This window comes from Micromonospora sp. AB353 (assembly GCF_049538395.1).
In the GTDB taxonomy this organism is placed as follows: Bacteria; Actinomycetota; Actinomycetes; order Mycobacteriales; family Micromonosporaceae; genus Micromonospora; species Micromonospora aurantiaca.
The window spans coordinates 48213-71418 of record NZ_JBMVFV010000009.1 but is presented as its reverse complement, the minus strand read 5'-3'; the positions used below and the strand labels follow the sequence as shown (position 1 = coordinate 71418).

Sequence of the window (23206 nt, the reverse complement as noted above, 5' to 3'; positions counted from 1 at the left end):
CTGCCGGTGAAAGGAAGCGCTCCATCATGGCTACGGTCACCTACGCGAAGGCGTCCCGGATCTATCCGGGCACCGAGCGCCCCGCCGTCAACCAGCTCGACCTCCAGATCGGTGACGGGGAGTTCCTCGTCCTGGTCGGCCCGTCCGGCTGCGGCAAGTCCACCAGCCTCCGGATGCTCGCCGGCCTGGAGGACGTCGACGACGGCGCGATCTACATCGACGACCGGGACGTCACCCACCTCCCGCCGAAGGCCCGCGACATCGCGATGGTCTTCCAGAACTACGCCCTCTACCCGCACATGACGGTGTACGAGAACATGGCGTTCGCGCTCAAGCTGCGCAAGACCTCGAAGTCGGAGATCGACCGGCGGGTCAAGGAGGCGGCCGGGCTGCTCCAGCTGGAGGAGTTCCTCAGCCGCAAGCCGAAGGCGCTCTCCGGCGGTCAGCGCCAGCGTGTCGCCATGGGCCGCGCGATCGTCCGCGAGCCGCAGGTCTTCCTCATGGACGAGCCGCTGTCGAACCTCGACGCCAAGCTGCGTGTCCAGACCCGTACCCAGATCGCCTCGCTGCAGGCGAAGCTGGGCGTCACCACGGTCTACGTCACCCACGACCAGGTCGAGGCCATGACCATGGGTCACCGGGTGGCGGTCATGCTCGACGGCGTGCTCCAGCAGGTGGACACCCCGCGGGCGCTCTACGACACCCCGGCCAACGTCTTCGTCGCCGGATTCATGGGCTCCCCCGCCATGAACATCAAGACGGTGAAGCTGACCGAGCAGGGCGGCGCGTTCGCCGAGATGATCGTGCCGCTGACCCGCGAGCAGGTCCAGGCGGCCAGCGCCGAGGGCGGCGACGGCAAGGTCACCGTCGGCTTCCGGCCGGAGGACTGCGACCTGGTCAGCCCGTCCGAGGGCGGCATGCCGGTCGTGGTCGAGCTGGTCGAGGACCTCGGCTCCGACGCCAACGTCTACGGCCACGCCGCGCTGGAGGGCCACAACGAGCGGTTCGTGGTCCGCACCGACCGGCGCAGCATGCCGAACATGGGCGACACCGTGTTCGTCAAGCCGCGTACCGGCCGCAGCCACGTCTTCCACGCCGCCACCGGCCAGCGGATCTGACGTACGCGAGAAAGGGGCGGCCCGCCACGGCGGACCGCCCCTTTTCGTTGCTCTCGATCAGGCCTCGACGGACCGGCGGCGGGCGACCTCGGCGAGCGTGACCGCAGCGGCCACGCTGGCGTTGAGCGACTCCACGTCGGAGACCATCGGGATGCTGACGGTCAGGTCGCAGGTCTCGCCGACCAGGCGGGACAGCCCGCGCCCCTCCGAGCCGACCACCACGACGAGCGGGCCGACGGCTGCCTCCAGGTCGTACAGGTCGGTCTGTCCGTCGGCGTCCAGGCCGACCACGACGAAGCCGGCCTCCTTGCACGCCTTGAGCGACCGGGTCAGGTTGGTGACCTGGGCGACGGGCACGCGCGCGGCCGCGCCGGCGCTGGTCCGCCAGGCGGTCGCGGTGATCCCGGCGGCACGCCTCTCGGGTACGAAGACACCCTGCGCGCCGAACGCGGCGGCCGACCGGATGACCGCGCCGAGGTTACGCGGGTCGGTGACGCCGTCCAGCGCGACGAGCAGCGGGGCGGCCTGTTCCAGCGCGGCGGCGACCAGGTCGTCGAAGGGCTCGTAGGCGAACGGCGGCACCTGGAGGCCGACACCCTGGTGCAGCACCCCGCCGGTCATCCGGTCCAGCTCGGCGCGGCTGACCTCGAGGATCGCGATGCCCCGGTCGGCGGCGGTGCGGACGATCTCCTTGACCCGGTCGTCGATGTCGATGCCCTGCGCGGTGTAGAGCGCGGTCGCGGGCACCTGGGTGCGCAGCGACTCCAGCACCGGGTTGCGCCCGACCAGCAGCTCCGGGCTGTCCTTCGCCGGGTTGGCCTTGCGGCCCGGCGCGACCCGGGGACCGCCACGGCCGGCAGCCGCCTTGCCGCCCCGGCCCTTGGTCGTGGGCGTGCCTCGGCCACCGCCCTTGCCCCAGGTGGTGTCCTTGGTGCCGGGCTGACCGATCTTGGGTGCGCGACCCTCCTCGGCGGCGGCGCGGCGCTCCTTGTCCTGCTTCCAGGCGGTGCGCTGGGGCAGCTTCTCGGTGCCCGAGTACGCCTTGTGCCACGGCCGCTCGTCGGCGGGCAGCGTGCGGCCCCGCCCAGCGAGGGAGTCCTTGTTCTTGCCACCGGTGCCCTTGGGGGCGCCCGCCTTCGGCGTCAGTCGCCGGCCACGGCGCTGCGAGTTGCCGGCCATCAGTCCTGCTCTCCAATAGTCCAACGCGGGCCCTGGGGGGTGTCCTCGACGACCACGCCGGCCTGCTTGAGCTGGTCGCGTACGGCGTCGGCGGCGGCCCAGTCCTTGCGGCCGCGGGCCTGCGCGCGCTGCTCCAGGGCCAGCGCGATCAGGGAGTCCACCACGCCGCGCAGGTCGTCCGTGCGGCCGCCGCCGGTCCAGGCCGGGTCCAGAGGGTCGACGCCGAGGATATCCAGCATCGCCCGGGTGGCGGCGAGCGTCGTGCGGACGGTCACATCGTCCGCGGCGGTGAGCGCGGTGTTGCCGTCGCGGACCACCTCGTGCAGCGCCGCGAGCGCCGCCGACGTGTTGAGGTCGTCGTCCATCGCGGCCACGAAGGCGGGCGGCAGGTCGCCGGGCCGGCCCGCGCCGACCCGCTCGGCCGCCCGTTGCACGAAACCTTCGATCCGCCGGTACGCCACGGCGGCCTCGCGCAGCGCGTCCTCGGAGTAGTCGATGCGGGACCGGTAGTGCGCGGCGACGTAGTAGTAGCGCAGCTCCACCGGGCGCACCCCGAGCGAGGCCACGTAGTCGAGGTCGAGCGTGTTGCCGAGCGACTTGCCCATCTTGGTGCCGCCGATGCCGAGCAGGCCGTGGTGCACCCAGTAGCGGGCGAACGGCAGGTCGGCGGCCTGCGACTGGGCGATCTCGTTCTCGTGGTGCGGGAACGTCAGGTCGAGCCCGCCGCCGTGGATGTCGAACTCGGGGCCCAGGTAGCGCCAGCACATGGCCGAGCACTCGATGTGCCAGCCGGGGCGGCCGCGGCCCCACGGCGACGGCCAGTAGGCATCGGCCGGTTCGCCCGGCTTGGCGCCCTTCCAGAGCGCGAAGTCACGCGGATCCCGCTTGCCCCGGTCGGGGGCGTCGCCGGCAGGTTGCATGTCCGCCGGGGACTGGCCGGACAGCGACCCGTACGCGGGCCAGGAGGCCACGTCGAAGTAGACGTCGCCGGAGCCGTCGGTGGCCGGGTAGGCGTGGCCGGTCTCGATCAGCCGGGCGATCAGCTCGTGCATCTCCGGGATGTGCCCGGTGGCCCGCGGCTCGTAGGTCGGCGGGAGCACGTTCAACGCCCGGTAGGAGGTGGTGAGGATCTGCTCGTTGGCGTACGCGATCGACCAGAACGGCCGGTCCTGCTCCATCGCCTTGGCCAGGACCTTGTCGTCGATGTCGGTCAGGTTGCGGATGAACGTGACCTCGAAGCCCTTGCGGAGCAGCCAGCGGCGCAGCACGTCGTAGTTGACGCCGGAGCGAAGGTGACCGATGTGCGGCGGGGCCTGGAGCGTGAGACCACACAGGTAGACCCCCACCTTGCCGGCTTCCCGCGGGACGAAGTCCCGCACCGATCGGGTGGCGGTGTCATACAGGCGTAGCGTCACCTCACAAGGGTAGCCGTCCGCACATTTCCGGGTTGGCCGGAGCCGGGTCGTACGCTGCGTGCTGTGGACACGGCGGCACGCACGGGAGAGACGGCACAGACCCTGGACCGGGGCCTGCGGCTGCTGCACCTGGTCGCGGACGCGCCGGGCGGGCTCACCGTCACCGAGGCGGCGCACCGGCTGGGCATCGGACGGGCGGCCGTCTACCGCCTGGTCGGCGCGCTGACCGGCCACGGAATGCTCCGGCGCGACGGCGAGGGCCGCCTGCGCATCGGCGTGGGCGTGCTGCACCTGGCCCGCCGCGCCCAGCCGCTGCTGGCCGAGGGGGCGCTGCCGGCGCTGCGCCGGCTCGCCGAGGACACCGGGGCGACCGCCCACCTGACCGTGGTCGAGGGCGGCGAGGGGGTGGCGCTCGCGGTGGTCGAGCCGAGCTGGACGTCGTTCCACGTGGCGTACCGCACCGGTACCCGGCACCCGCTGGAGCGGGGGGCCGCCGGCCGGGCGGTGCTGGCCGGGCGGGCCGGCGATCCGGGGCCGGTGAGCACCAGCGGCGAGCTTCAGTCGGGCGCGTACGGCGTGGCCGCGCCGGTGCTCGGTGTGCCGGGTCTGGAGGGCAGCGTCGGGGTGGTGTCGCTGACCCCGCTCGACGTGGCGGATGTCGGCGCCCAGGTCACCGCCGCCGCCGAGGCGGTGGCTGCCGCGTTCTCCTGACCCGCGTGCCCTCGCCGGTCCTCGCGGGTCCTCACGTCGCGGGTCCTCACGCCAGATCGGCGAGGTGGCTGCATCAAACGGCCCGGATACCACCACGTCCCCGAGATGGAGTGGATCATGCGCGGGCCGAAGGGCTATAGCACGCGGACAAGGTGGTGCGGGGGTTGTCCACAGGGCGCGTAGGGCGGCACGGCTGCGACTGTCCACAGGGGTACCGATCTCGACCCGTGCGCCGCCACGCTCGTCACATGCCACCTCATCCTCATCGACCACCGGAGTTGGCCTGGCAGGTCTTCCGGGGCTCGGAAGCGATCCGGCGCGGGCTGCTGTCCCGGCATCATCTGCGCGGCGCGTCCTGGATCCGGCTCCGGCAGGACGTCTACGCCGACGCTCGGCTCGACCGCGACCACGCGCTGGCCTGCCGCGCGGCGCTGCTGCGCCTGCCACCCGGCGCGGCGATCGCCGGTCCGTCGGCGGCCTACCTGCACGGGGTCGAGCACGCCGCGGGCTTCACCGACGACGTGCACGTCCTGCTGCCGGCCACGGTCCGGGCCGACTCCCAGCCGGGTGTCCGGGTGCACCACGCCCCGATGTCGAGCACACGCAGCGGTCTCCTGGTCCCCGTCGGCAGCGCCGCATCCGCCGGCACGCGCCCACCCGCCGGCACGAGGTCATTCGTCGCGGCACCCCTGGCGGCGGACCGCTCGTCCCCCGGCGCGGTGATGATCCTGACCGGGCCTCCGCCACGCACCGAGCCGGCCGCCTGCGCTTGGGAGACTGCGGTCTGGGCCGATCCGGTGGAGGCGGTCGGCATCATCGACGGGCTGCTGCGTACCGGTTCGGTGAACCGGTCGGCGCTGGCGAGCGAGGCGGCCCGGAACGCCTGTCGCCCCGGTGGGCGGCGGGCAGCCTGGGTGTTCGGCCTGACCGACGGGCTGGCGCAGTCCCCGCCCGAGTCCCACCTGCGGGTCCGTCTCGTCCTCGCCGGCCTGCCTCGCGCGGTGGCCCAGTATCCGGTGCGGGTGTCGACCGGGCTGATCCTGCACCCTGACCTGGCCTGGCCGGAGTTCCGGGTCGCTGTCGAGTACGACGGTCAGTGGCACTCCGACGCGGACCGGATGCACCTCGACCGGCGGCGGCTCAACCAGTTCGTCGCGGCCGGCTGGCTGGTGCTGCACGTGACCGGCCGCCGTCTGCGCAAGGAGTTCCCCGCCCTGGTGCGGGAGATCCGCGCCGCGCTGGTGGCCCGGGGGTGGCGGCCGTGACACCGGCCGCCGCCCCACCAGCCGCCACGCCACCAGCCGCGCAGGTCACCGGAACGCCGAAATGGCGGCGTCCGGGAACTCCGGACACCGCCACCTCGGGGAAACGGTGGTTACGGTCGAACGTTGGGCTTGACCGGGGTCTTCACCGCGGCGTAGGCGTCGACGATGCCGTAGCCGTAGAAGCCGTTGAAGTTCAGCGAGCCCGCGCAGTACGCGTCGAACTCGGCGCTCCGGCCCTCGTTGGTGTAGCTCTGCAGCCGCGGCTCCGGGCAGGCGTGCTCGGCCGCCGTCCGGTAGAGGTGCTGCTCGACCAGGTTCGGCGCCATGCCGTAGCCGTTGCGGCCCTCCTTCTTGCCGTGCTTGCTGACGATCAGCGCCGCCACGCCCGAGACGTGCGGGGACGCCATCGACGTGCCCTGGAGGTAGGTGTAGTAGCCACACTCACCCTTGGCGGTGCACTGCTTGAACACCGAGTTCTCGAAGCCGGCGACGATGTCGCCGTTCTCGTCGACCGACCCCTCCTCCTGGAGCACCTTCTTCGGGTACGTGGAGAGGATCATGTTGGCGTCGGTGCGGTACGTGTCGGTGCCGAAGCCGTCGCGGAACCAGCCACCCGGAGCCGCCACCGAGATCTGCTCGGTGCCGTAGTTCGAGTAGTCCGACTTCTTGCCGGACGGGCCGACCGCCGACACGCCGATCACGTGCGGGCCCTCGACCGGCAGATCCCAGCAGGTCGCGTTGTCGATCGGGCGCGGGTACGGGTCGGCGCCGTAGTCCGGGCTGCTCACGTCGGTGCGCGGCGCGCCCAGGTCCTCGTGGTTGTTACCGAGCGAGCCGACGAGCGTGACGCCCTTGCGGTGCGCGAAGTTGAGCGCCCGCTTCATGGCCTCGATGACGGTGCGCTGCTCGGCCTGCGCCTCCGGCGAGTCGGCCGGGTTGGCGGTGCAGTTGTAGAGCCACGGGTCGACGTAGAAGGACATGTTCACCACGTCCAGCCCGGACCGGCCCGCGTGCACCAGGGCGTTCACCACCGGGTTGAGGAAGAAGTAGCCGCTGTCCTGGCCACCCTTCAGCTCGACCAGGGAGACGTTCGGGGCCACGCCGGACAGGCCGAAGCCGTTGGCGGCGGCGCCGATGGTGCCGGCCACGTGCGTGCCGTGCCCGCCGTCGTCGGTGCCGACCGGGTCGAGGCAGCTCGCCACCTCGCACGGGCCGTCGACCTCGGGGATGTCCGGGGCGAAGTTGCGCGACAGCGCCCAGTTGAAGTTCGGCGCCAGATCGGGCTGGCTGGCGTCGACGCCGGTGTCCAGGATGCCGACGGTGACCCGGCGGTCGCCCGGCTCGATCTTGCGGGCCTTGTCGGCCCGGATCATGTCCAGACCCCAGAGCTTGTCGTCGAGCGGGTCCATCTTCTTGCCGTTGCCCTTGGCGGCCTTGCCCTTGGTCGCCGCGGCGGCCAGCAGGTGCTCCTGCTCGACCCGGTCCAGCTTCGGCTTGCGGCCGATCGCCTTCTCCTCGGCCGCGCCGACCAGCGCGCCGGCCGCGGTGGCCCGGCTGGCGAAGTCCGCCCGGTCGCTTCTGACCTGGAACAGGCCGACGTCGTCGGTGCGGGCGACGACCTTGCCACCGGCGGCGGTGATCGCGGCGACCGCGGCGTCGCTGGAGACGCCGCTCTCGGCCAGCACGGTGAAGGTCCGGAACTCCGACGGCGCGGCGTTCGCCGGGATGCTCAGGCCGGTCACCGTGAGTGCCAGCGAGGCCGCAGCCGCGACCGCGCCGACGGTGAAGCGCTTGCTCACCACATCAGATCCTCTCGTTGAGGGACGTGGTGTCATCCCACATCACGGGAGCGGGTTTCGCCAGATCGACGTCCGTTATCGGCGGCAACTAGGCATTCGCGCTCGTCAGGGTGGCGAGCACCGTGGACAGTCCGGCGAGCGTGGACACCTCGGCGTCCGGTTCGAGGCCGCGCGGGCGGGGCAGCCCGGCCCGGTTGAGCCAGACCGCGCGCAGCCCGGCCCGCTGGGCGGCGGCCACGTCGTGCTCCGGCGAGTCGCCCACGTGGACGATGCGCGCGGCGGGCAGCCCGGACGCGGCCACCACCGCCGCGAAGAACTCCGGCGCCGGTTTCTTGGGCAGGCCACCCTCGTGCGCGTACACCTCGAAGGCGAACTGCCCGGGGAGGCCGCAGCGTTCGGCGCGGCTGTTGCCGTTCGTGGCGAAGCCCAGCACGTGGTGCGGGCGCAGCGCCGCCAGCGCGGGCAGCACGTCCGGGAAGGGGCGGCTCAGCGCGTACCGGCGGGCGAAGAACAACGCCGCGAACTCGTCCAGGTCCGCCTCCAGCCCCGCCCGGGCCAGCGAACGGGCCAGCGCGGCCCGCCGGATCTCCTGCACCGGGGCGGCGCTGAGCGCGCCGAAGACCGCACCCCAGTCCCCCTCCAGGTCCGCGAGCGCCACTCCGGCCGCCGCCGGGGTCCGCCGCCGCATCTCCTCGAGTACGGCGACGAGCGCGCCGGTGACCGCCGGGCGCAGGTCGACGAGTGTCTCGTCGGCGTCGAAGACGACGGTGCCGCGCGGTCCGCTCATCGGTCGCCGGTCAGCACCGGCTCGGCCTGCGCCGTCTCCGGCACCGATGGTGTGCCGCGCAGCTCGTCGGCCCGGACCAGCGCGACGCCGCCGAGGATGAGCACGCCGCCGGCCAGCTGGATCAGGCTGGGCAGTTCGTCGAGCACCAGCCAGGCGATCAGCACCGCGAACATCACCTCGGTCAGGCCCACGAAGGAGGACAGCCGTGCCCCGAGCAGCCGGGTGCCGGCGACACCGGCGAGGTACGCGACCACGGCGGCGATGAGCGACAGCCCGGCGATCGGCACCAGCCAGCTCACCCGGTGCCCGCCGAAGGTGACGTCGGCGGTGCCGGCCGCGAGCGGCAGCGCGCCGAGGCCGCCGAGCAGGAGCAGCGCCACCGCGCCGACGGCCATGCCACCGCTGGCCATCACCACCGAGGGCAGGCCCGCGTCGATCCGGCCGGCGATGACGAAGTATCCGGCGAGCCCCACGCCCGCGCCGAGGCCCCAGAGCACGCCCACCGGGTCGAGTCGTCCGGCGCCGGTGAGGTCGAGGACGAGCACCAGCCCGCACAGGGCGATGACCGAGCCGGCCACAGTGAGCAGCCGGGGGCGCTGCCCGTGGACCAGCCACATCCATCCGACCACGAGCACGATGCCGAGGTACTCGAGCAGGAGCGCCACGCCGACCGGCAGGTAGCGGACCGCGTTGAAGAAGCACGCCTGCGCCGTGGCCACGCCGAGCAGCCCGAACAGCACCACGGTTCCCGCGTTGCGGCGCAGCACGCTCCACCTGCCGCGCAGCGCCAGCACGGCGGGGACGGCGAGCACCAACGCGGCGATGCCGACCCGGGCGATCACCACGGCGACCGCCGACCACTCGCCGGTGATCAGCGGGCGGGCGAAGGTGCCCGAGGTGGCGAACGTGATCGCGGAGAGCAGTGCCAGGCCGAGCCCGACGCCGGACCGTTCACGCATCGGCATCTCCTGGTCATGAGTCAAGGAAGGTTATGCTGATGACGCTAGGCGTAGCCTCCGACAGGAGTCAAGTTGCTTTTCGCCCATGACACCGAATGCGCGCTGGTCAGCGTCGCCGCGCTGGTGAACACCGCCGGCGACGACCGGGAGGGGCTGCCCGACGTGGCCGCCCTGGACGCCTTCTTCACCGCACACGGGTGGAGCGGCCGGCACGAGCACACCGACGCCGAACTGCGCCAGGTCCGCGCGCTGCGGCCCCGGCTGCGCCGCATCTGGTACGGCGACACCGACGAGGTGGTCGCGATCGTCAACGCGCTGCTGCGCGAGTCGCATGCGCTGCCGCAACTCGTCCGGCACGACGACGAGCCGTACCACCTGCACGCCGTGCCGCGGGACGCGCCGCTGGCGACCCGGATGGCGGTCGAGGCCGCGATGGCGATGGCCGACCTGGTCCGGATGGGCGAGCTGAGCCGGCTGCGGCACTGCGACCATCCGGACTGCGACAACGTGCTCGTCGACCTGTCCCGGAACCGGTCCCGCCGGTTCTGCGACGCCGGCTGCGGCAACCGCGCCGCGGTGAGCGCCTACCGCGCCCGCAGGGCCGCCGCGTCCCACTCCTGACGCGTCGCGGGCCACGCGTCGCGGCGCAGCTCGTACTCCACCTCGCCGTGCTCCGTACCCGGGATCGGGTCGTCGAAGGCCAGGTGGAACGTGCGGACGTAGCGCAACCCGGCGCGGGCCATGACCGCCCGCGAGCGGTCGTTGACCGCCATCGTCTGGGCCCACACCCGGCGGACGCCGACCGTGTCGAACGCGTGCCGCACCAGCGCCCGCGCGCCCTCGGTGGCCAGCCCGTGCCCCCACGTGGCGCGGCGCAGCCGGTAGCCCAGCTCCGCCTCGGCGCCGTCGTCGGACGGGTCGAGCGAGTGCCAGCCGAGGAACTCGCCGGTGAACCGGTCGAGCGTCGCCCAGCGGCCGAGCCCGGGATGCCGGACGTACTGCGCGAGCACCCGGGGCAGCACCTCGTCCCGGAACGTCGCGGCCGGGGTCGGCGCGCCGCCGGTCAGGAAGCGCATGACCTCCGGATCGGCGTCCAGCGCCACCAGCCGATCCACGTCGTCCATCGTGAACCGGCGCAGCGTCAGCCGCGCGGTCTCCAGCAACACCCCGCCGTCGTCACGCACCGTCGGATCATGCCGCGCCCCCTGTGACGGGTCGAGGCAATTACCGGCGCCGGCTCAGGGGTGGGTCATCCGGAGCAGGTCCAGCGCCTCGTCCAGCTGGGTCTCGGTGAGCGTGCCCGAGTCGACGTGGCCCCGGGCGATCACCACCTCGCGGATGGACACCTGCTTGGCCAGCGCCTCCTTGGCGATCGAGGCGGCCTCGTCGTACCCGAGGTGGCGGTTGAGCGGGGTGACGATCGACGGCGAGCCCTCCGCGTACGCCAGGCAGACCTCGGCGTCAGCGACCAGGCCGGCCACCAGCCGCTCGGCGAACAGCCGGCTGGACGCGGCGATCAGCTTGATCGACTCCAGCAGGTTGCGGCCCATCACCGGGAGCATCACGTTCAGCTCGAAGTCACCCTGCGACCCGGCGAAGGCCACCGCCGCATCGTTGCCGATCACCTGGGCGCAGACCTGCCGCATCGCCTCGGCCACCACCGGGTTCACCTTGCCCGGCATGATCGACGAACCCGGCTGGAGGTCGGGGATGCGCAGCTCACGCAGCCCGGCACGGGGGCCGGAGCCCATCCAGCGCACGTCGTTGGCGATCTTGTAGAGGCCGACCGCGACGGTACGGAGCTGGCCGGACGTCTCCACCAGCGCGTCCCGGGCGCCCTGCGCCTCGAAGTGGTTACGCGCCTCGGTCAGCGGCAGCCCTGTCGACTCCCGCAGCTTGCCGATCACCCGGTCGGCGAAGCCCAGCGGCGTGTTGATGCCGGTGCCGACGGCGGTGCCGCCCAGCGGCAGCTCGGCCAGCCGGGGCAGCGCCGACTCCAGCCGCTCGACGCCGTAGCGGACCTGCGCGGCGTAGCCGCCGAACTCCTGCCCGAGCGTGACCGGCGTGGCGTCCATCAGGTGGGTACGCCCGGCCTTGACCACCGTCTCGAACTCGGCCGCCTTCTCCTCCAGCGCGCCCGCGAGCTGCTTCAGCGAGGGGATCAGATCCTCCACCACGAACTGGGTGGCGGCCAGGTGGATCGAGGTGGGGAAGACGTCGTTGCTGGACTGCGACGCGTTGACGTGGTCGTTCGGGTGCACGTCACGGCCCAGCTCGCGGCTCGCCAGGGTGGCGATCACCTCGTTGGTGTTCATGTTGGACGAGGTGCCGGAACCGGTCTGGAACACGTCCACCGGGAACTGGTCGTCGTAGCCGCCCTCGGCCACATGCGCGGCGGCGGTGGCGATCGCCTGCGCCACGTCCGCGTCGATCACCCCCAGCTCACCGTTGACCAGGGCCGCCGCCCCCTTGATCTGCGCCAGGGCCTTGATCTGGGCCGGTTCCAGCCCGCGCCCCGAGATCGGGAAGTTCTGCACCGCGCGCTGGGTCTGCGCCCGCCACAGCGCCTCGGTGGGCACCTCCACCTCGCCCATCGAGTCGCGTTCGATCCGGTAGCCGGTCGCCTCTGGAGTCGTCACGCGTTCCATCCTGCCGCGCCTCCCGGCGGTGTGCAGGGAAAGTGGCGCGGCCCTCAGCCAAGCTCGGCCAGCAACTCCTCGGTCTCCCGCTGGTCCGGCGACTCGACCTGGCGGAACAACGCCAGCGCGCGCCCGGCGTACCGGCGGGCCTGGTCGGCGTCGGTGTGCCGCAGGCAGCGGGCCATGCCGTCGAGCGCGCGGGCCTGCTCGTAGCGCAGGCTCAGGCGCGTGGCGTCGTCCAGCACCCGGCGGTACAGGTCGGCAGCGGCGTCGACATCGCCCAGATCGTGCAGGGCGCGGGCCAGGAGGTTCCGGGAGGCGCACTGCCCGATCCGGTCCCCCGCGTCGGTCATCGCGATCAGGGCGGCCCGGTGCTGGGCGGCGGCCTCGGCCGGGCGGCCCGCCTCACGCTCCATCACGCCGATCTCGTTGAGGATCTCCCCCTCACCGAACCGGTTCGCGGTGCTCCGCTTCAGGCGCAGGGCCGCCCGGAGCAGTCGGCGGGCCGGCCCGGTCTGGCCCAGGCGGTGCCGGATCATGCCGAGGTGGCCGAGCGCGTTCGAGGTGTGCCGCGGATCCCCCGCCACCCGCGCCAGGAGGATGTGCCGGCGGGCCGCTTCGAGGGCCAGGTCGTACCGGCCCCGGAACAGCTCGGCGACCGACAGCATGTTGAACAGGCTGGAGATGGTCGCCGCGTCGTCCGGGTAGCGGCTGATCCGCAGCGCCTCGTCGACGTACCTGATGCAGCGTTCCGCGTCGTCCGTCCCGAAACACACGGCGGCGAGGTTGCAGAGCGCCTGGACCTGCTCCCGGCGCAGACCGAGCCGGCGGTACCTGTCGACGCCCGCCTCCAGGAACCGGATCGCCTCCGGAAAGTCCCCGAGCCGGAACTTCGCCGAGGCGAGGTAGTTCATGGTGATCGCCACGGCCTCCTCGTCCCCCGACCCGACGGCGGCGCGCAGCGCCACCTCATGCGTCTCGACCAGCTCGTCGAGGTGACCACCGACGAAGTTGGACCACCAGCACGCCCGGGTCAGCTGCCAGCAGTACGCCGAAAGACCCTCCGACTCGGCCAGGTGCACCAGTCCGACGAGAGCCGCCCGGTTCTCGTCGAACCAGGACTGACCCGGCCTGCCCGGGGCCGGCAGCAGATCGGGGCGCCGCGGCGGCGGGAAGGCGACCTGGCTCAGCGCGCTCAGCTTCGTCTCGGCGGCGAGCGCCAGGCCGAGCGCCACCTGAAGGTGATGGTCGAGCAGGTGCGCCGCCGCGGCCCGTCGCTCGTCCGGCCCCTCGGTCTCGGCCAGCAACCGCCGGGCGTACTCCCGGAGCAGGTCGTGGAGGCGGTAGCGGCCCGGTGCCGTCTCCTCGGCCAGGTGCACGTCCACCAGCTCGTCCAGCAGGTCCTGCGCCTCCGGCAGAGGCACGTCGGCGAGCGCCGCCGCCACCCGGTTGTCGAACCGTACGCCGGGGTGGAGTCCGAGCAACCGGAACAGCCGCCGGGCCGGTGCCGAGACCTGCGCGTACGAGAGCGTGAAGGCGTCCCCGACGGACCGCTCGCCGACCGCCAGCTCGGCCAGCGAGTCCTGCGCCTCGGCCAGCCGCCGTGCCAGGTCGGCGACCCGCCAGTGCGGACGGTGCGCAAGCCGGGAACCGGCCAGCCGGATGGCGAGCGGCAGATGCCCGCACCGCCGGACCACCTCGGCGGCGGCGGCCGGCTCGGCGTCCACCCGGTCGGCGCCGACGATCCGGCCGAGCAGTTCCACGGCCTCGTCCGGGTCCAGGACCGGCAGCGAGTGAGGTCGCCCCTCGTCCAGCCCGGCCAGCCGCCGCCGGCTGGTCACCAGCACGAGATTGTCCGGACCGCTGGGCAGCAGCGCCGCGGCCTGGGCGGCGCTCGCCGCGTTGTCGAGCACCACCACGGCCCGCCGGTCGGCCAGCTCGGAGCGCCACATCGCCAGCCGGTCCTCCGCGTCGACCGGCACCCGCTCGGCCGGCACGCCGAGCTGCCGCAGCAGGGTGGCCGCGGCCGCCGCGGGGGTCAGCGGGCTGCGCTCGCTGTACCCGTGCAGGTCGATGAAGAGTTCCGCGTCGGGGAACCGCTCGCGCAACCCGGTAGCGACCTGGACGGCGAGGGTCGTCTTGCCGCTGCCGGCCATGCCGTCGATCAGGTACAGCCGCGTGCCCTCCTCGACGATGTCCTTGACCAGCCGCGCCATGGTCTGCTGACGGCCGGTGAAGTCCCGGATGGCCCGGGGCAACGTGCGTACCGGGGCCGCGGGGCGCGCGCCCGCCGCCTCGTCACCGGCCAGCACGCGCTGGTGCAGCTCCTGCAACGCCGCGCCGGGCTCGATGCCCAGCTCCTCGGCGTAGATCCGCCGGCCCTCCCGGTAGACGGCGAGCGCGTCCGCCTGCCGGCCGACCGCCGAGAGAGCCCGCATCAACTGACCCCGCAGCCGTTCCCGCAGCGGATTGTGCTCGACCGCCTCGGTGAGCTCGTCGACCAGTCCGGTGCCCCGGCGCAGCCGCAGCTCGACGTCGACGCAGTCCTCCAGCACGGCGAGCCGCTGCTCGTCGAGCGCCTGGGCCCGCAGTCGTACCACCCGGGCCGGGATGCCGGCGAGCGCCGGACCGCGCCACAGCGCCAGGGCGGCCCGGTAGTGGCGGCGCGCCTCGGCCAGCCGGCCGGCGGCGGCCTCGTTGCGCGCCGCCTCCACGGCGCGGGCGAACATGTCGGCGTCGAGGTCGTCCGGCTCGATCCGGATGCCGTAGCCCGCCGGGTCGGTGACGATCGTCCCGGCCGGCAGCCCGAGCACCGCGAACCGTTGCCGCAGCCGCGAGACGCAGATCTGGAGCTGCGTGCGCGCGGTGGCCGGGGGACGCTCCTCCCAGACGGCGTCGACCAGGTCCTCCACCGGCACCACCCGGCCGGGGCGCAGCAACAGCATGGCGAGCACGGTGCGATCCCGGCCCGCGGTGACTGTGGCTTCGCCGCCGCCGACCCGCAAAGGCCCCAAGATCCCGAATCGCATCCGCGCCCCCGCCTGCCGCCATGCAACTTCCAGCAGCGTAGCCCGGTGGTCACCGAGCGGCGCGGAGAGGCGATAGCGATCCGATAGCGACGGCACACAGACTCGTTGCGGGTTGTCGGTGACGACATCCGACGGGGGCGGTGCGCCTGCCCGGCCACCCTGCCGGGCAGGCGCACCGATGTCGATGCATGACGAACACACCGAGGGGCGCCCGGACCAAACCGGGCGCCCCTCGGTGTACGTCTGCCGTCAGCGCCGGCCGACGGTGAGGACCGGCTTGGTGACCTCGGCGAAGAAGTCGTTGCCCTTGTCGTCGACGACGATGAAGGCGGGGAAGTCCTCCACCTCGATCTTCCAGACCGCCTCCATGCCCAGCTCGGCGTATTCGAGCACCTCGACGTGCTTGATGCAGTCCTGCGCGAGGCGGGCCGCCGGGCCGCCGATCGAGCCGAGGTAGAACCCGCCGTGGGCCTGGCAGGAGCGGGTGACCTGGGCGGACCGGTTGCCCTTCGCGAGCATCACCATCGAGCCGCCGGCCGCCTGGAACTTCTCCACGTACGCGTCCATCCGGCCCGCCGTGGTGGGGCCGAACGAACCGGAGGCGTAACCCTCGGGGGTCTTCGCCGGGCCGGCGTAGTAGACCGCGTGGTCGCGCAGGTACTGCGGCATCGGCTCACCCGCGTCCAGCCGCTCGGCGATCTTCGCGTGTGCGATGTCCCGGGCCACGACGAGCGGGCCGGTCAGCGACAGCCGGGTCTTCACCGGATACTTCGACAGCTCGGCCCGGATCTCGTCCATCGGCCGGTTCAGGTCGACGCGGACGACCTCCTCGGTCTCCAGCGTCTCGTCGGTCACGTCGGGCAGGTAGCGTGCCGGGTCGGTTTCGAGTCGTTCCAGCCAGACGCCCGACGGGGTGATCTTCGCCACCGCCTGCCGGTCGGCCGAGCAGGAGACCGCGATCGCCACCGGGCAGGACGCGCCGTGCCGGGGCAGCCGGACCACCCGTACGTCGTGGCAGAAGTAGCGCCCGCCGAACTGCGCGCCGATGCCGAAGTTGCGGGTCAGCTCCAGCACCTCGGCCTCCAGCTCCAGGTCACGGAAGCCGTGCGCGCTCATCGAGCCCTCGGTGGGCAGCGCGTCGAGGTACTTCGCGGAGGCGTACTTCGCGGTCTTCAGCGCGTACTCGGCGGAGGTGCCGCCGATGACGATCGCCAGGTGGTAGGGCGGGCAGGCCGCGGTGCCGATGAGCCGCAGCTTCTCCTCCAGGAACTGCATCATCCGCGTGGGGTTCAGCAGCGCCTTGGTCTCCTGGTAGAGGTAGGACTTGTTGGCCGAGCCGCCACCCTTGGCCATGAACAGGAACTTGTACGCGTCGGCGTGGCCGTCCGGGTCCTCGGCGTACAGCTCCACCTGGGCGGGCAGGTTGCTGCCGGTGTTCCGCTCGTCCCACATGGTCAGCGGGGCGAGCTGCGAGTAGCGCAGGTTGAGCCGGGTGTACGCCTGGTAGACACCACGCGAGATCGCCTCCGCGTCGGTGCCGTCGGTGAGCACGTGCCGGCCGCGCTTTCCCATCACGATCGCGGTGCCGGTGTCCTGGCACATCGGCAGCACACCGCCGGCCGCGATGTTGGCGTTGCGCAGCAGGTCGAGCGCGACGAAGCGGTCGTTCGGCGAGGCCGCCGGATCGTCGATGATCGCGCGGAGCTGAGCCAGGTGGGCCGGGCGCAGGAAGTGGGCGATGTCGTGCATCGCCTCGGCCGTCAGCGCGGTCAGCGCGCCCGGATCCACGGTGAGGAACCGGCGGCCTCCGGGGCCGTTGACGACGTCCACGCCCTCGTCGGTGACCAGGCGGTATTCGGTCTGGTCGGGACCGGTCGGCAGCAGGGGTGCGTACGAGAAGGCGGCGGCACTGCTCATGACCGAAAAGCCTAGGGCAGAGGCGTCGATCGGTGGCACCCGCAGGTCGGTCCTGGGACGACCCTCTCACCCGCTGTCACTTGCCGTCGGCGCAGAGTTCCCGTTTCGGTCCGCAACTTCCCTGGTCGCTCGGCGGGCGCCAACTGCCTCCCGGGTCGGGCGCCACCGGCGCGCCGTCCTGGTCCGGCCCGGGCGCCTCGGACGTGCCGGCGCCCCAGCGGACGTACCCGATCTCCCGCCCCTCGCCGATGATCATGCCGTTCGGGCCGACCGCCAGCGCGTTCGCGGAGGTGCGCAGTTCGACCAGCACCCGGCCGTCCCGGGGCCCGACCGCGATCAGCCGGGACGGCTTCTCCTCGCTGATCACCGCCGCGTACGGGGTGAGCGCCGCGCCGGCCTTGCCGCCCGCCGGGCGGGTCCAGCGGGTCCGGTCGGCGGACAGCTCCCGGCCCAGCAGCGAGTCCTTGTCGGCGCTGCGCACCACGGCGTAGCGGTCGTCCACGGCGAGCAGCTTCTCGCCGTCCGCGCCGACGTGGAGCAGCCGGCCGTCGTACCCGTCGAGCACCGCCTCCCGGCCGTCCGGGGCGACCCCGATGAGGACGTTGCGTCCGCCCTGCGGGTCCTCCCGCTGCACACAGCCGGCGTAGTCGGCGGTGCGCAGGTTGATCCCGGTACGCCGCCACACCTGCTGACCGGTGGCCGGGTCCACTGCGGTGACCGCGTAGTAGCAGCTCCCGTCGCGGGAGGTGGCCGCGATCCGCAGCAGCCGGCCGCCGACCACGGCGAGCCGCTCCTCCCGGCCGGGCTGGACGTTCTGGAGCACCCGGCCGGTGGCGGTGTCCACCACGTGCACCCGTCCGTCGACCGGGAAGCCGAGCAGCGGCGGGACGGACTCCGGCCCGGCCACCCCGCCGTCGATCCGGGTGGCGCCGAGCCGCCGGGTGCCGAGAAGTTCCGGGTTGTCGGCGAGCACGCCGCTGTGCACGCCGGGCAGGAACGCGCTCCACAGCGGAGCGGTGCCGCGCGGATCCCAGGCGCGCAGCGTGCAGTCGGTGGCCTGCACGCAGTACGCGTCCAGCAGCAGGTTCCGGTAGGTCCAGACGGCGATCGCGCGATCGTCACGGCGCCGGGTCACGCCGCTGACCGGGTCGAGCACCTCGTACCCCTTGTCGAGCAGCTTGCCCACGGCGACGACCGACTCCCGGCCGCTGCCCGCGACCGCCGACCAGTCGGCCTTGCGTTCCCACAGCTGGCCGCCGTCGGCGAGGTTGCGCGCCTCGATGCGGGTGCGCTGCTCGACGATCACGGTGTCGCCGGCGATGGTGACGCTGCGCGGCGTGCCGCCGACGCGCTGCTGCCAGACCACGTCGGGCTCGCTGATCGGCTTGCTGCGGTCGACCCAGTCCCAGAGCGCCGGGAACGGGTTCCAGACGCCTGTCGCGGCGAGGACGACCACGGTGACGAGCCCGAGCAGCAACCAGCCGCGTACCCCTAGGCCCTTCACACCGCACACGGTAGCGACGATCACCGGTCCCCCGGGCCGCGTGCGGTGCGTGTCGCGGCGCTTCTTGGGCGGTCCGGGGTGTTAATGAGGGGCCCTTCCACCTCCGGAGGCGTTAATAGGGGGCCCTTCCTTACCCGCGGGCGGCGGAGCGGACCAGCGGCAGCGTGCGGTACGGGATCTGCTCGGCCAGCGCGATGATGGTGGACGCGCGGCGGATGCCCTCCGAGGCGACGATCTGGTCGATGACCCGCTGGAGGTCGGTGTTCGACCGGGCGACGATGCGGCAGAGCAGGTCGCTGGAGCCGGTGATGGTGTGCGCCTCCAGCACCTCGGGGATCGCGGCGAGGTGCGCGGTGACCTGGTCGTGGCCGTGCCGCTGGCTGATCTCCAGGGTGACGAAGCTGGTCACCCCGAACCCGATCGCGGCGGGGGTGATGTCCGGCCCGAACCCGGTCACCACGCCCCGGTCGACGAGCTTGTCGAGCCGGGCCTGGACCGTGCCGCGGGCGACGCCGAGGCGCCGGGAGCACTCCAGCACGCCGATCCGGGGCTCCTCCGCGAGCAGTTCGATCAAGCGCGCGTCGAGCTCGTCGAGCTGTACATCCTGACCAGTGTTCATGGTGTCCGACCGTACCGAATGCACAACCTGACCAGGAATAACGTCAACTGTTGCCCAACTCACCGCGGTCCGTAGATCCTCGCCGGAAGAGCACATCCACGGCGGCCCACGAGGCCGGCCGGTACGCGAGGGAGGCCACCATGACCCAGGCGATCGACCGACCCCAGTCGACCGAGGAGGTCGACGTCGACGCTCTCGTCGGCGCAGTCGACCACGACATCACCCGCGACCCGTTCCCGGTCAAGGGCATGGACCACGTCCACTTCCTGGTGGGGAACGCCAAGCAGGCCGCGCACTACTACTCCACCGCGTTCGGCATGACCTGCGTGGCGTACCGGGGGCCGGAGCAGGGCTACCGCGACCACGCGCAGTACGTGCTCACCAGCGGTTCGGCCCGCTTCGTGCTGACCGGCGCGGTCCGCCCGGACGCCGACGGCGCCGAGCACGTGGCGAAGCACAGCGACGGCGTCTCCGACATCGCGCTGGAGGTGCCGGACGTGGACGCCGCGTACGCGCACGCCGTGGCGCAGGGCGCGACCGGCCTGGTCGAGCCGCACGACGTCAGCGACGAGCACGGCACCGTGCGGATGGCGTCCATCGCCGCGTACGGCGACACCCGGCACAGCCTGGTCGACAGGTCCCGCTACACCGGCCCGTTCCTGCCCGGCTTCGTGGCCCGCGGCCCGATCGTGGACCGGCAGCCGATGATCGACGCCAGCCTCCAGCCGAAGCGGTTCTTCCAGGCCGTCGACCACGTGGTCGGCAACGTGGAGCTGGGCCGGATGGACGAGTGGGTCGAGTTCTACAAGCGCGTCATGGGCTTCTCGAACATGGCGGAGTTCATCGGCGACGACATCGCCACCGACTACTCGGCGCTGATGAGCAAGGTCGTCGCCAACGGCACCCGCAAGGTGAAGTTCCCGCTCAACGAGCCGGCCGTGGCCCGCAAGAAGTCGCAGATCGACGAGTACCTGGAGTTCTACCAGGGCCCCGGCGCCCAGCACATCGCCGTGGCCACGAACGACATCCTGGCCAGCGTGGACGCCATGCGCGCGGCGGGCGTCGAGTTCCTGGACACCCCGGACTCGTACTACGAGGACCCGGAGCTGCGCGCCCGCATCGGCAACGTCCGGGTGCCGATCGAGGAGCTTCAGTCCCGCAAGATCCTGGTCGACCGGGACGAGGACGGCTACCTGCTCCAGATCTTCACCAAGCCGGTGCAGGACCGCCCCACCGTCTTCTTCGAGCTGATCGAGCGGCACGGCTCGCTCGGCTTCGGCAAGGGCAACTTCAAGGCCCTGTTCGAGGCGATCGAGCGCGAGCAGGAGAAGCGCGGGAACCTGTAACACTGTCCGCGTGACCCAGCCTCCTCCGAACCCGACGCCGCCGCCCGCCGGTCCTGCACCCGCGGGCGGCGGCTTCGCGCCGCCCGGCGGACCGGCGGTGCCCGCGCAGCACGTTCCTCCGGGGTACGCCGGCCCGCCCGGCTACCCCCCGCCCGGGTACGCCCCGGCGCCTCTTCCGCCCCCGGTGGCGCCGAACGGGCAGCCGCTGGCGAGCTTCGGTGACCGGCTGCTCGCCTACCTGATCGACACCGCAGTCGCCATGGCGGTGATGATGGCACTGTTCCTGCCGGTCTTCTTCCTCGTCTTCGTCCGGATGATCGACGAGATCGAGCAGTCCGGGCCGAACGGCCCCGACCCGGCCGAACTCTGGACGAGCGTGTTCCTGCCGCTGTTCGCCGCCGAGCTCGGGGTTCTGCTGCTGATGCTCGCCTTCTACTGGGTCTACCACGTCGAGTACGCCCGCCGGACCGGGCAGACGCTGGGCAAGAAGGTGATGAAGCTGCGGATCGTGCCGGTGCAGCCGGACGCCGCGCTGAGCCGGGGCATGCTCGGCAAGCGCTGGGTCGTCGAGTTCGCCGGCGGGATGTTCGTGCCGTTCCTCAGCTACCTCGACGGTTTCTGGCAACTGTGGGACAAGCCCTGGCAGCAGTGCCTCCACGACAAGTTCGCCGGAACGGTCGTCGTTAAGGTTGGCCCGTGAGCGCGAGGAGTGAGCCGGGTCTGCGAGCCCCGCAGTCGCGAACTGAGGGGGCATCGTGAGCGCGAGGAGTGAGCCGGGTCTGCGAGCCCCGCAGTCGCGAATGAGGACAGCATCGTGAGTTTGGAACCCGGCTGGTACGTCGACCCCGCCGACAAGGAGACCCGCAGGTGGTGGGACGGCGAGGGCTGGATCGGCGCGCCGATCCCGGTCGACGTCACCCCGCCCGAGGGCCCGCCGCCCCCCGAACCGGAGCCCGCGCCGGCCGCCGCGACGCCGGCCGCCGGCCAGCAGGCCGCCGGTCCCGGCGGCCGCCCCGACGCGACCCCGACGTCCGGCACGCCCGGCGGACCGGGCGGACCGAGCCCGTGGCCGGGACAGCCGGGCCAGGGCGGCCCGTGGCCGGGTCAGCCGGGTCAGGTGAACCCGTGGCCGGGCCAGCCGGGACAGGCCGGGCCGGGCATGCAGGGCCCGCCGCCGGGCTGGCCGTATCCGCACTGGCCCGGAGCGCAGCCGATCCCGCGCCCGCACGGACTGCCACTGGCGTCGTACGGCGCCCGGCTGGTCGCGCGCCTGATCGACTTCGGCGTGGTGTTCCTGCTCAACGCCGTGGTCAACGGCTGGTTCGTGTGGCGCTACATCGAGGCGGTCTCCCCGTACCTGCGCGAGTCGGTGCGCCGGGCGCTGAACGGCGACACGTCCACCGAGGGACTGCCCCAGATCGACGACCAGGCCGGCGGCCTCCAGATCGCGATCCTGGTGATCGCCACCGCGCTCTGGTACGCGTACGAGGTGCCGTCGATGGCGGCACGCGGCCAGACCTTCGGCAAGCGGTTGATGGGCATCCGCGCGCTGCCGGTCGAGGCGGACCAGCCGCTCGGCTTCGGCCGGGCCACCCGGCGCTGGAGCACGCTCGGCCTGCCGACGCTGCTCTGGTACTGCTGCGGACTGGGCCTGGTGCTCCAGCTCATCGACGCGGTATCGCCCCTGTTCGACCATCCGCTGCGCCAGGCCCTGCACGACAAGCGGGCGCAGACGGTGGTGGTCCAGCTCCCCCGCAAGCGTGACCCCCGTACCACCCCGCCCGAGAGCGCCGACACCCCGGGAGACACCCCATGACCGACACCGGACGCCAGCAGCCCGCGCTGCGGCTCACCCGCGCCGACCTGGACGCGCTGCCCAACTACGTGCCCGGCCGCAGCCCGGCCGACCTGGCCCGCGAGCTGGGACTGGCCGAGGCGATCAAGCTGGCCAGCAACGAGGTGCCGTACGGCCCGCTGCCGGGCGTGGTGGAGGCGGTCGCGGAGGCGGTGGCGGGTTCGCACCGCTACCCGGACATGGGCGTGGTGGCGCTGCGTCAGGCGCTCGCCGAGCGGTACGGCGTGGACGCCGACCGGATCGCCACCGGCTGCGGTTCGGTGGCGCTGGCCGAGCACCTGGTGCGCGCCACCTGCCTGCCCGGTGACGAGCTGCTCTACTCGTGGCGCTCCTTCGAGGCGTACCCGATCATCGCGGCGACCAGCGGCGCGACGAGCGTGCGGGTGCCGAACGACGCCGGCCACGGTCACGACCTGGACGCGATGGCGGCGGCGGTGACCGACCGGACCCGGATGGTCCTGGTCTGCAACCCGAACAACCCCACCGGTACGGCGGTGCGCCGGGCCGATCTGGACCGCTTCCTCGACGCGGTGCCGGACGACGTGCTCGTGGTGATCGACGAGGCGTACCGGGAGTTCGTCACCGACCCCGACGTGCCGGACGGCCTGACCTACCTGGACCGGCCGAACGTGGCGGTGCTGCGCACGCTGTCCAAGGCGTGGGGCCTGGCCGGTCTGCGGATCGGCTGGCTGGTCGCGGCGCCGGAGGTGGCCGCCGCGGTGCGCAAGGTGGTCACCCCGTTCTCCACCAGCATGGCCGCCCAGGCCGGCGCGCTGGCCGCGCTGGCGCAGGCCGACGAGGTGGAGCGGCGCTGTGCGCTGGTCGTGGCCGAGCGGGACCGGGTCACCGAGGCGCTGCGCAAGTTCGTCCCGGACGTGCCGGACAGCCAGGCCAACTTCGTCTGGCTGCCGCTGGGCGAGCGGGCGGTGGAGTTCGGCCGGGCGTGCGAGGCGCGTGGCGTGATCGTCCGCCCGTTCCCCGGCGACGGTGTCCGGGTCACCATCGGCACCCCGGCCGAGAACGACGCGTTCCTGGCCGCCGCAGAGGCCGCGCTGGCCTGACCG

19 protein-coding genes are annotated in these 23206 nt (G+C 72.7%); 8 read left to right on the top strand and 11 right to left on the bottom strand.

The features are described from left to right. Positions 1-26: 26 nt before the first annotated feature. Positions 27-1118 (top strand): ABC transporter ATP-binding protein, encoded by a 1092-nt coding sequence (locus ACPCK6_RS07040; protein WP_166457737.1) that lies wholly within the window; start codon positions 27-29, stop codon positions 1116-1118. 57 nt (positions 1119-1175) lie between these two features. On the opposite strand, the gene rlmB is transcribed toward ACPCK6_RS07040, so the two are convergent. Together rlmB and cysS are read right to left on the bottom strand one after the other, a co-directional pair. Next, positions 1176-2297: a 23S rRNA (guanosine(2251)-2'-O)-methyltransferase RlmB gene (gene rlmB, locus ACPCK6_RS07035; protein ID WP_396880920.1), complete on the bottom strand. Its 1122-nt coding sequence runs from the start codon at positions 2295-2297 to the stop codon at positions 1176-1178. Beyond that, on the bottom strand, positions 2297-3712 hold the full coding sequence (cysS, locus tag ACPCK6_RS07030) for a cysteine--tRNA ligase (protein WP_423480671.1): 1416 nt from the start codon (positions 3710-3712) through the stop codon (positions 2297-2299). The genes rlmB and cysS overlap by 1 nt, the downstream gene beginning before the upstream one ends. 63 nt (positions 3713-3775) lie before the next feature. On the opposite strand from cysS, the gene ACPCK6_RS07025 reads away from it, so the two are divergent. Further along, complete coding sequence (locus tag ACPCK6_RS07025; RefSeq protein WP_423480670.1) at positions 3776-4423, top strand: IclR family transcriptional regulator; 648 nt, start codon at positions 3776-3778, stop codon at positions 4421-4423. Positions 4424-4671: 248 nt separating this feature from the next. After that, complete coding sequence (locus ACPCK6_RS07020; RefSeq protein ID WP_423480669.1) at positions 4672-5688, top strand: hypothetical protein; 1017 nt, start codon at positions 4672-4674, stop codon at positions 5686-5688. Positions 5689-5798: 110 nt separating this feature from the next. On the opposite strand, the gene ACPCK6_RS07015 is transcribed toward ACPCK6_RS07020, so the two are convergent. The 3 genes from ACPCK6_RS07015 to ACPCK6_RS07005 form a co-directional block, all read right to left on the bottom strand. Then, positions 5799-7487 carry a S8 family serine peptidase gene (locus ACPCK6_RS07015; RefSeq protein ID WP_396880916.1) on the bottom strand — a complete coding sequence of 563 codons (1689 nt, stop codon included), beginning with the start codon at positions 7485-7487 and terminating at the stop codon, positions 5799-5801. Between the two features lie 88 nt (positions 7488-7575). Continuing rightward, the gene (locus ACPCK6_RS07010) at positions 7576-8274 is read right to left on the bottom strand and encodes an HAD family hydrolase (protein WP_396880915.1); all 699 of its coding nucleotides are present in this window, start codon (positions 8272-8274) and stop codon (positions 7576-7578) included. After that, a complete protein-coding gene (locus ACPCK6_RS07005) occupies positions 8271-9233 on the bottom strand; it encodes an EamA family transporter (RefSeq protein WP_423480668.1) in 963 nt (320 codons plus the stop codon). Before ACPCK6_RS07005 ends, ACPCK6_RS07010 begins: the two co-directional genes overlap by 4 nt. A gap of 72 nt (positions 9234-9305) precedes the next feature. On the opposite strand from ACPCK6_RS07005, the gene ACPCK6_RS07000 reads away from it, so the two are divergent. Then, a complete protein-coding gene (locus ACPCK6_RS07000) occupies positions 9306-9854 on the top strand; it encodes a CGNR zinc finger domain-containing protein (protein ID WP_135242298.1) in 549 nt (182 codons plus the stop codon). On the opposite strand, the gene ACPCK6_RS06995 is transcribed toward ACPCK6_RS07000, so the two are convergent. The 6 genes from ACPCK6_RS06995 to ACPCK6_RS06970 form a co-directional block, all read right to left on the bottom strand. After that, the gene (locus ACPCK6_RS06995) at positions 9818-10417 is read right to left on the bottom strand and encodes a GNAT family N-acetyltransferase (protein WP_396880913.1); all 600 of its coding nucleotides are present in this window, start codon (positions 10415-10417) and stop codon (positions 9818-9820) included. The two genes, ACPCK6_RS07000 and ACPCK6_RS06995, sit on opposite strands and share 37 nt — an antisense overlap. A gap of 54 nt (positions 10418-10471) precedes the next feature. Then, complete coding sequence (locus ACPCK6_RS06990) at positions 10472-11872, bottom strand: class II fumarate hydratase (protein ID WP_396880912.1); 1401 nt, start codon at positions 11870-11872, stop codon at positions 10472-10474. A 53-nt stretch (positions 11873-11925) separates the two neighbouring features. Next, positions 11926-14901, bottom strand: a complete 2976-nt coding sequence (locus ACPCK6_RS06985; RefSeq protein ID WP_423480667.1) for an AfsR/SARP family transcriptional regulator — start codon at positions 14899-14901, stop codon at positions 11926-11928. 249 nt (positions 14902-15150) lie between these two features. Next, positions 15151-16818, bottom strand: a complete 1668-nt coding sequence (locus ACPCK6_RS06980) for a fumarate hydratase (RefSeq protein WP_013288918.1) — start codon at positions 16816-16818, stop codon at positions 15151-15153. A gap of 76 nt (positions 16819-16894) precedes the next feature. Further along, positions 16895-18331: an outer membrane protein assembly factor BamB family protein gene (locus ACPCK6_RS06975; RefSeq protein ID WP_423480666.1), complete on the bottom strand. Its 1437-nt coding sequence runs from the start codon at positions 18329-18331 to the stop codon at positions 16895-16897. Positions 18332-18452: 121 nt separating this feature from the next. After that, entirely contained in the window at positions 18453-18941 is a 489-nt protein-coding gene (locus tag ACPCK6_RS06970) for an Lrp/AsnC family transcriptional regulator (protein ID WP_318335956.1), read from the bottom strand. Between the two features lie 140 nt (positions 18942-19081). Between ACPCK6_RS06970 and hppD the strand changes: the two genes are divergently transcribed. The 4 genes from hppD to hisC all read left to right on the top strand — a co-directional run bounded on the left by hppD (position 19082) and on the right by hisC (position 23203). Further along, a complete protein-coding gene (gene hppD / locus ACPCK6_RS06965) occupies positions 19082-20287 on the top strand; it encodes a 4-hydroxyphenylpyruvate dioxygenase (RefSeq protein WP_423480665.1) in 1206 nt (401 codons plus the stop codon). Positions 20288-20297: 10 nt separating this feature from the next. Continuing rightward, positions 20298-20987, top strand: a complete 690-nt coding sequence (locus tag ACPCK6_RS06960; RefSeq protein WP_396880909.1) for an RDD family protein — start codon at positions 20298-20300, stop codon at positions 20985-20987. A gap of 114 nt (positions 20988-21101) precedes the next feature. After that, positions 21102-22103: an RDD family protein gene (locus ACPCK6_RS06955; RefSeq protein ID WP_423480664.1), complete on the top strand. Its 1002-nt coding sequence runs from the start codon at positions 21102-21104 to the stop codon at positions 22101-22103. Continuing rightward, positions 22100-23203 (top strand): histidinol-phosphate transaminase, encoded by a 1104-nt coding sequence (hisC, locus tag ACPCK6_RS06950; protein WP_423480663.1) that lies wholly within the window; start codon positions 22100-22102, stop codon positions 23201-23203. The genes ACPCK6_RS06955 and hisC overlap by 4 nt, the downstream gene beginning before the upstream one ends. Positions 23204-23206 lie beyond the last annotated feature (3 nt).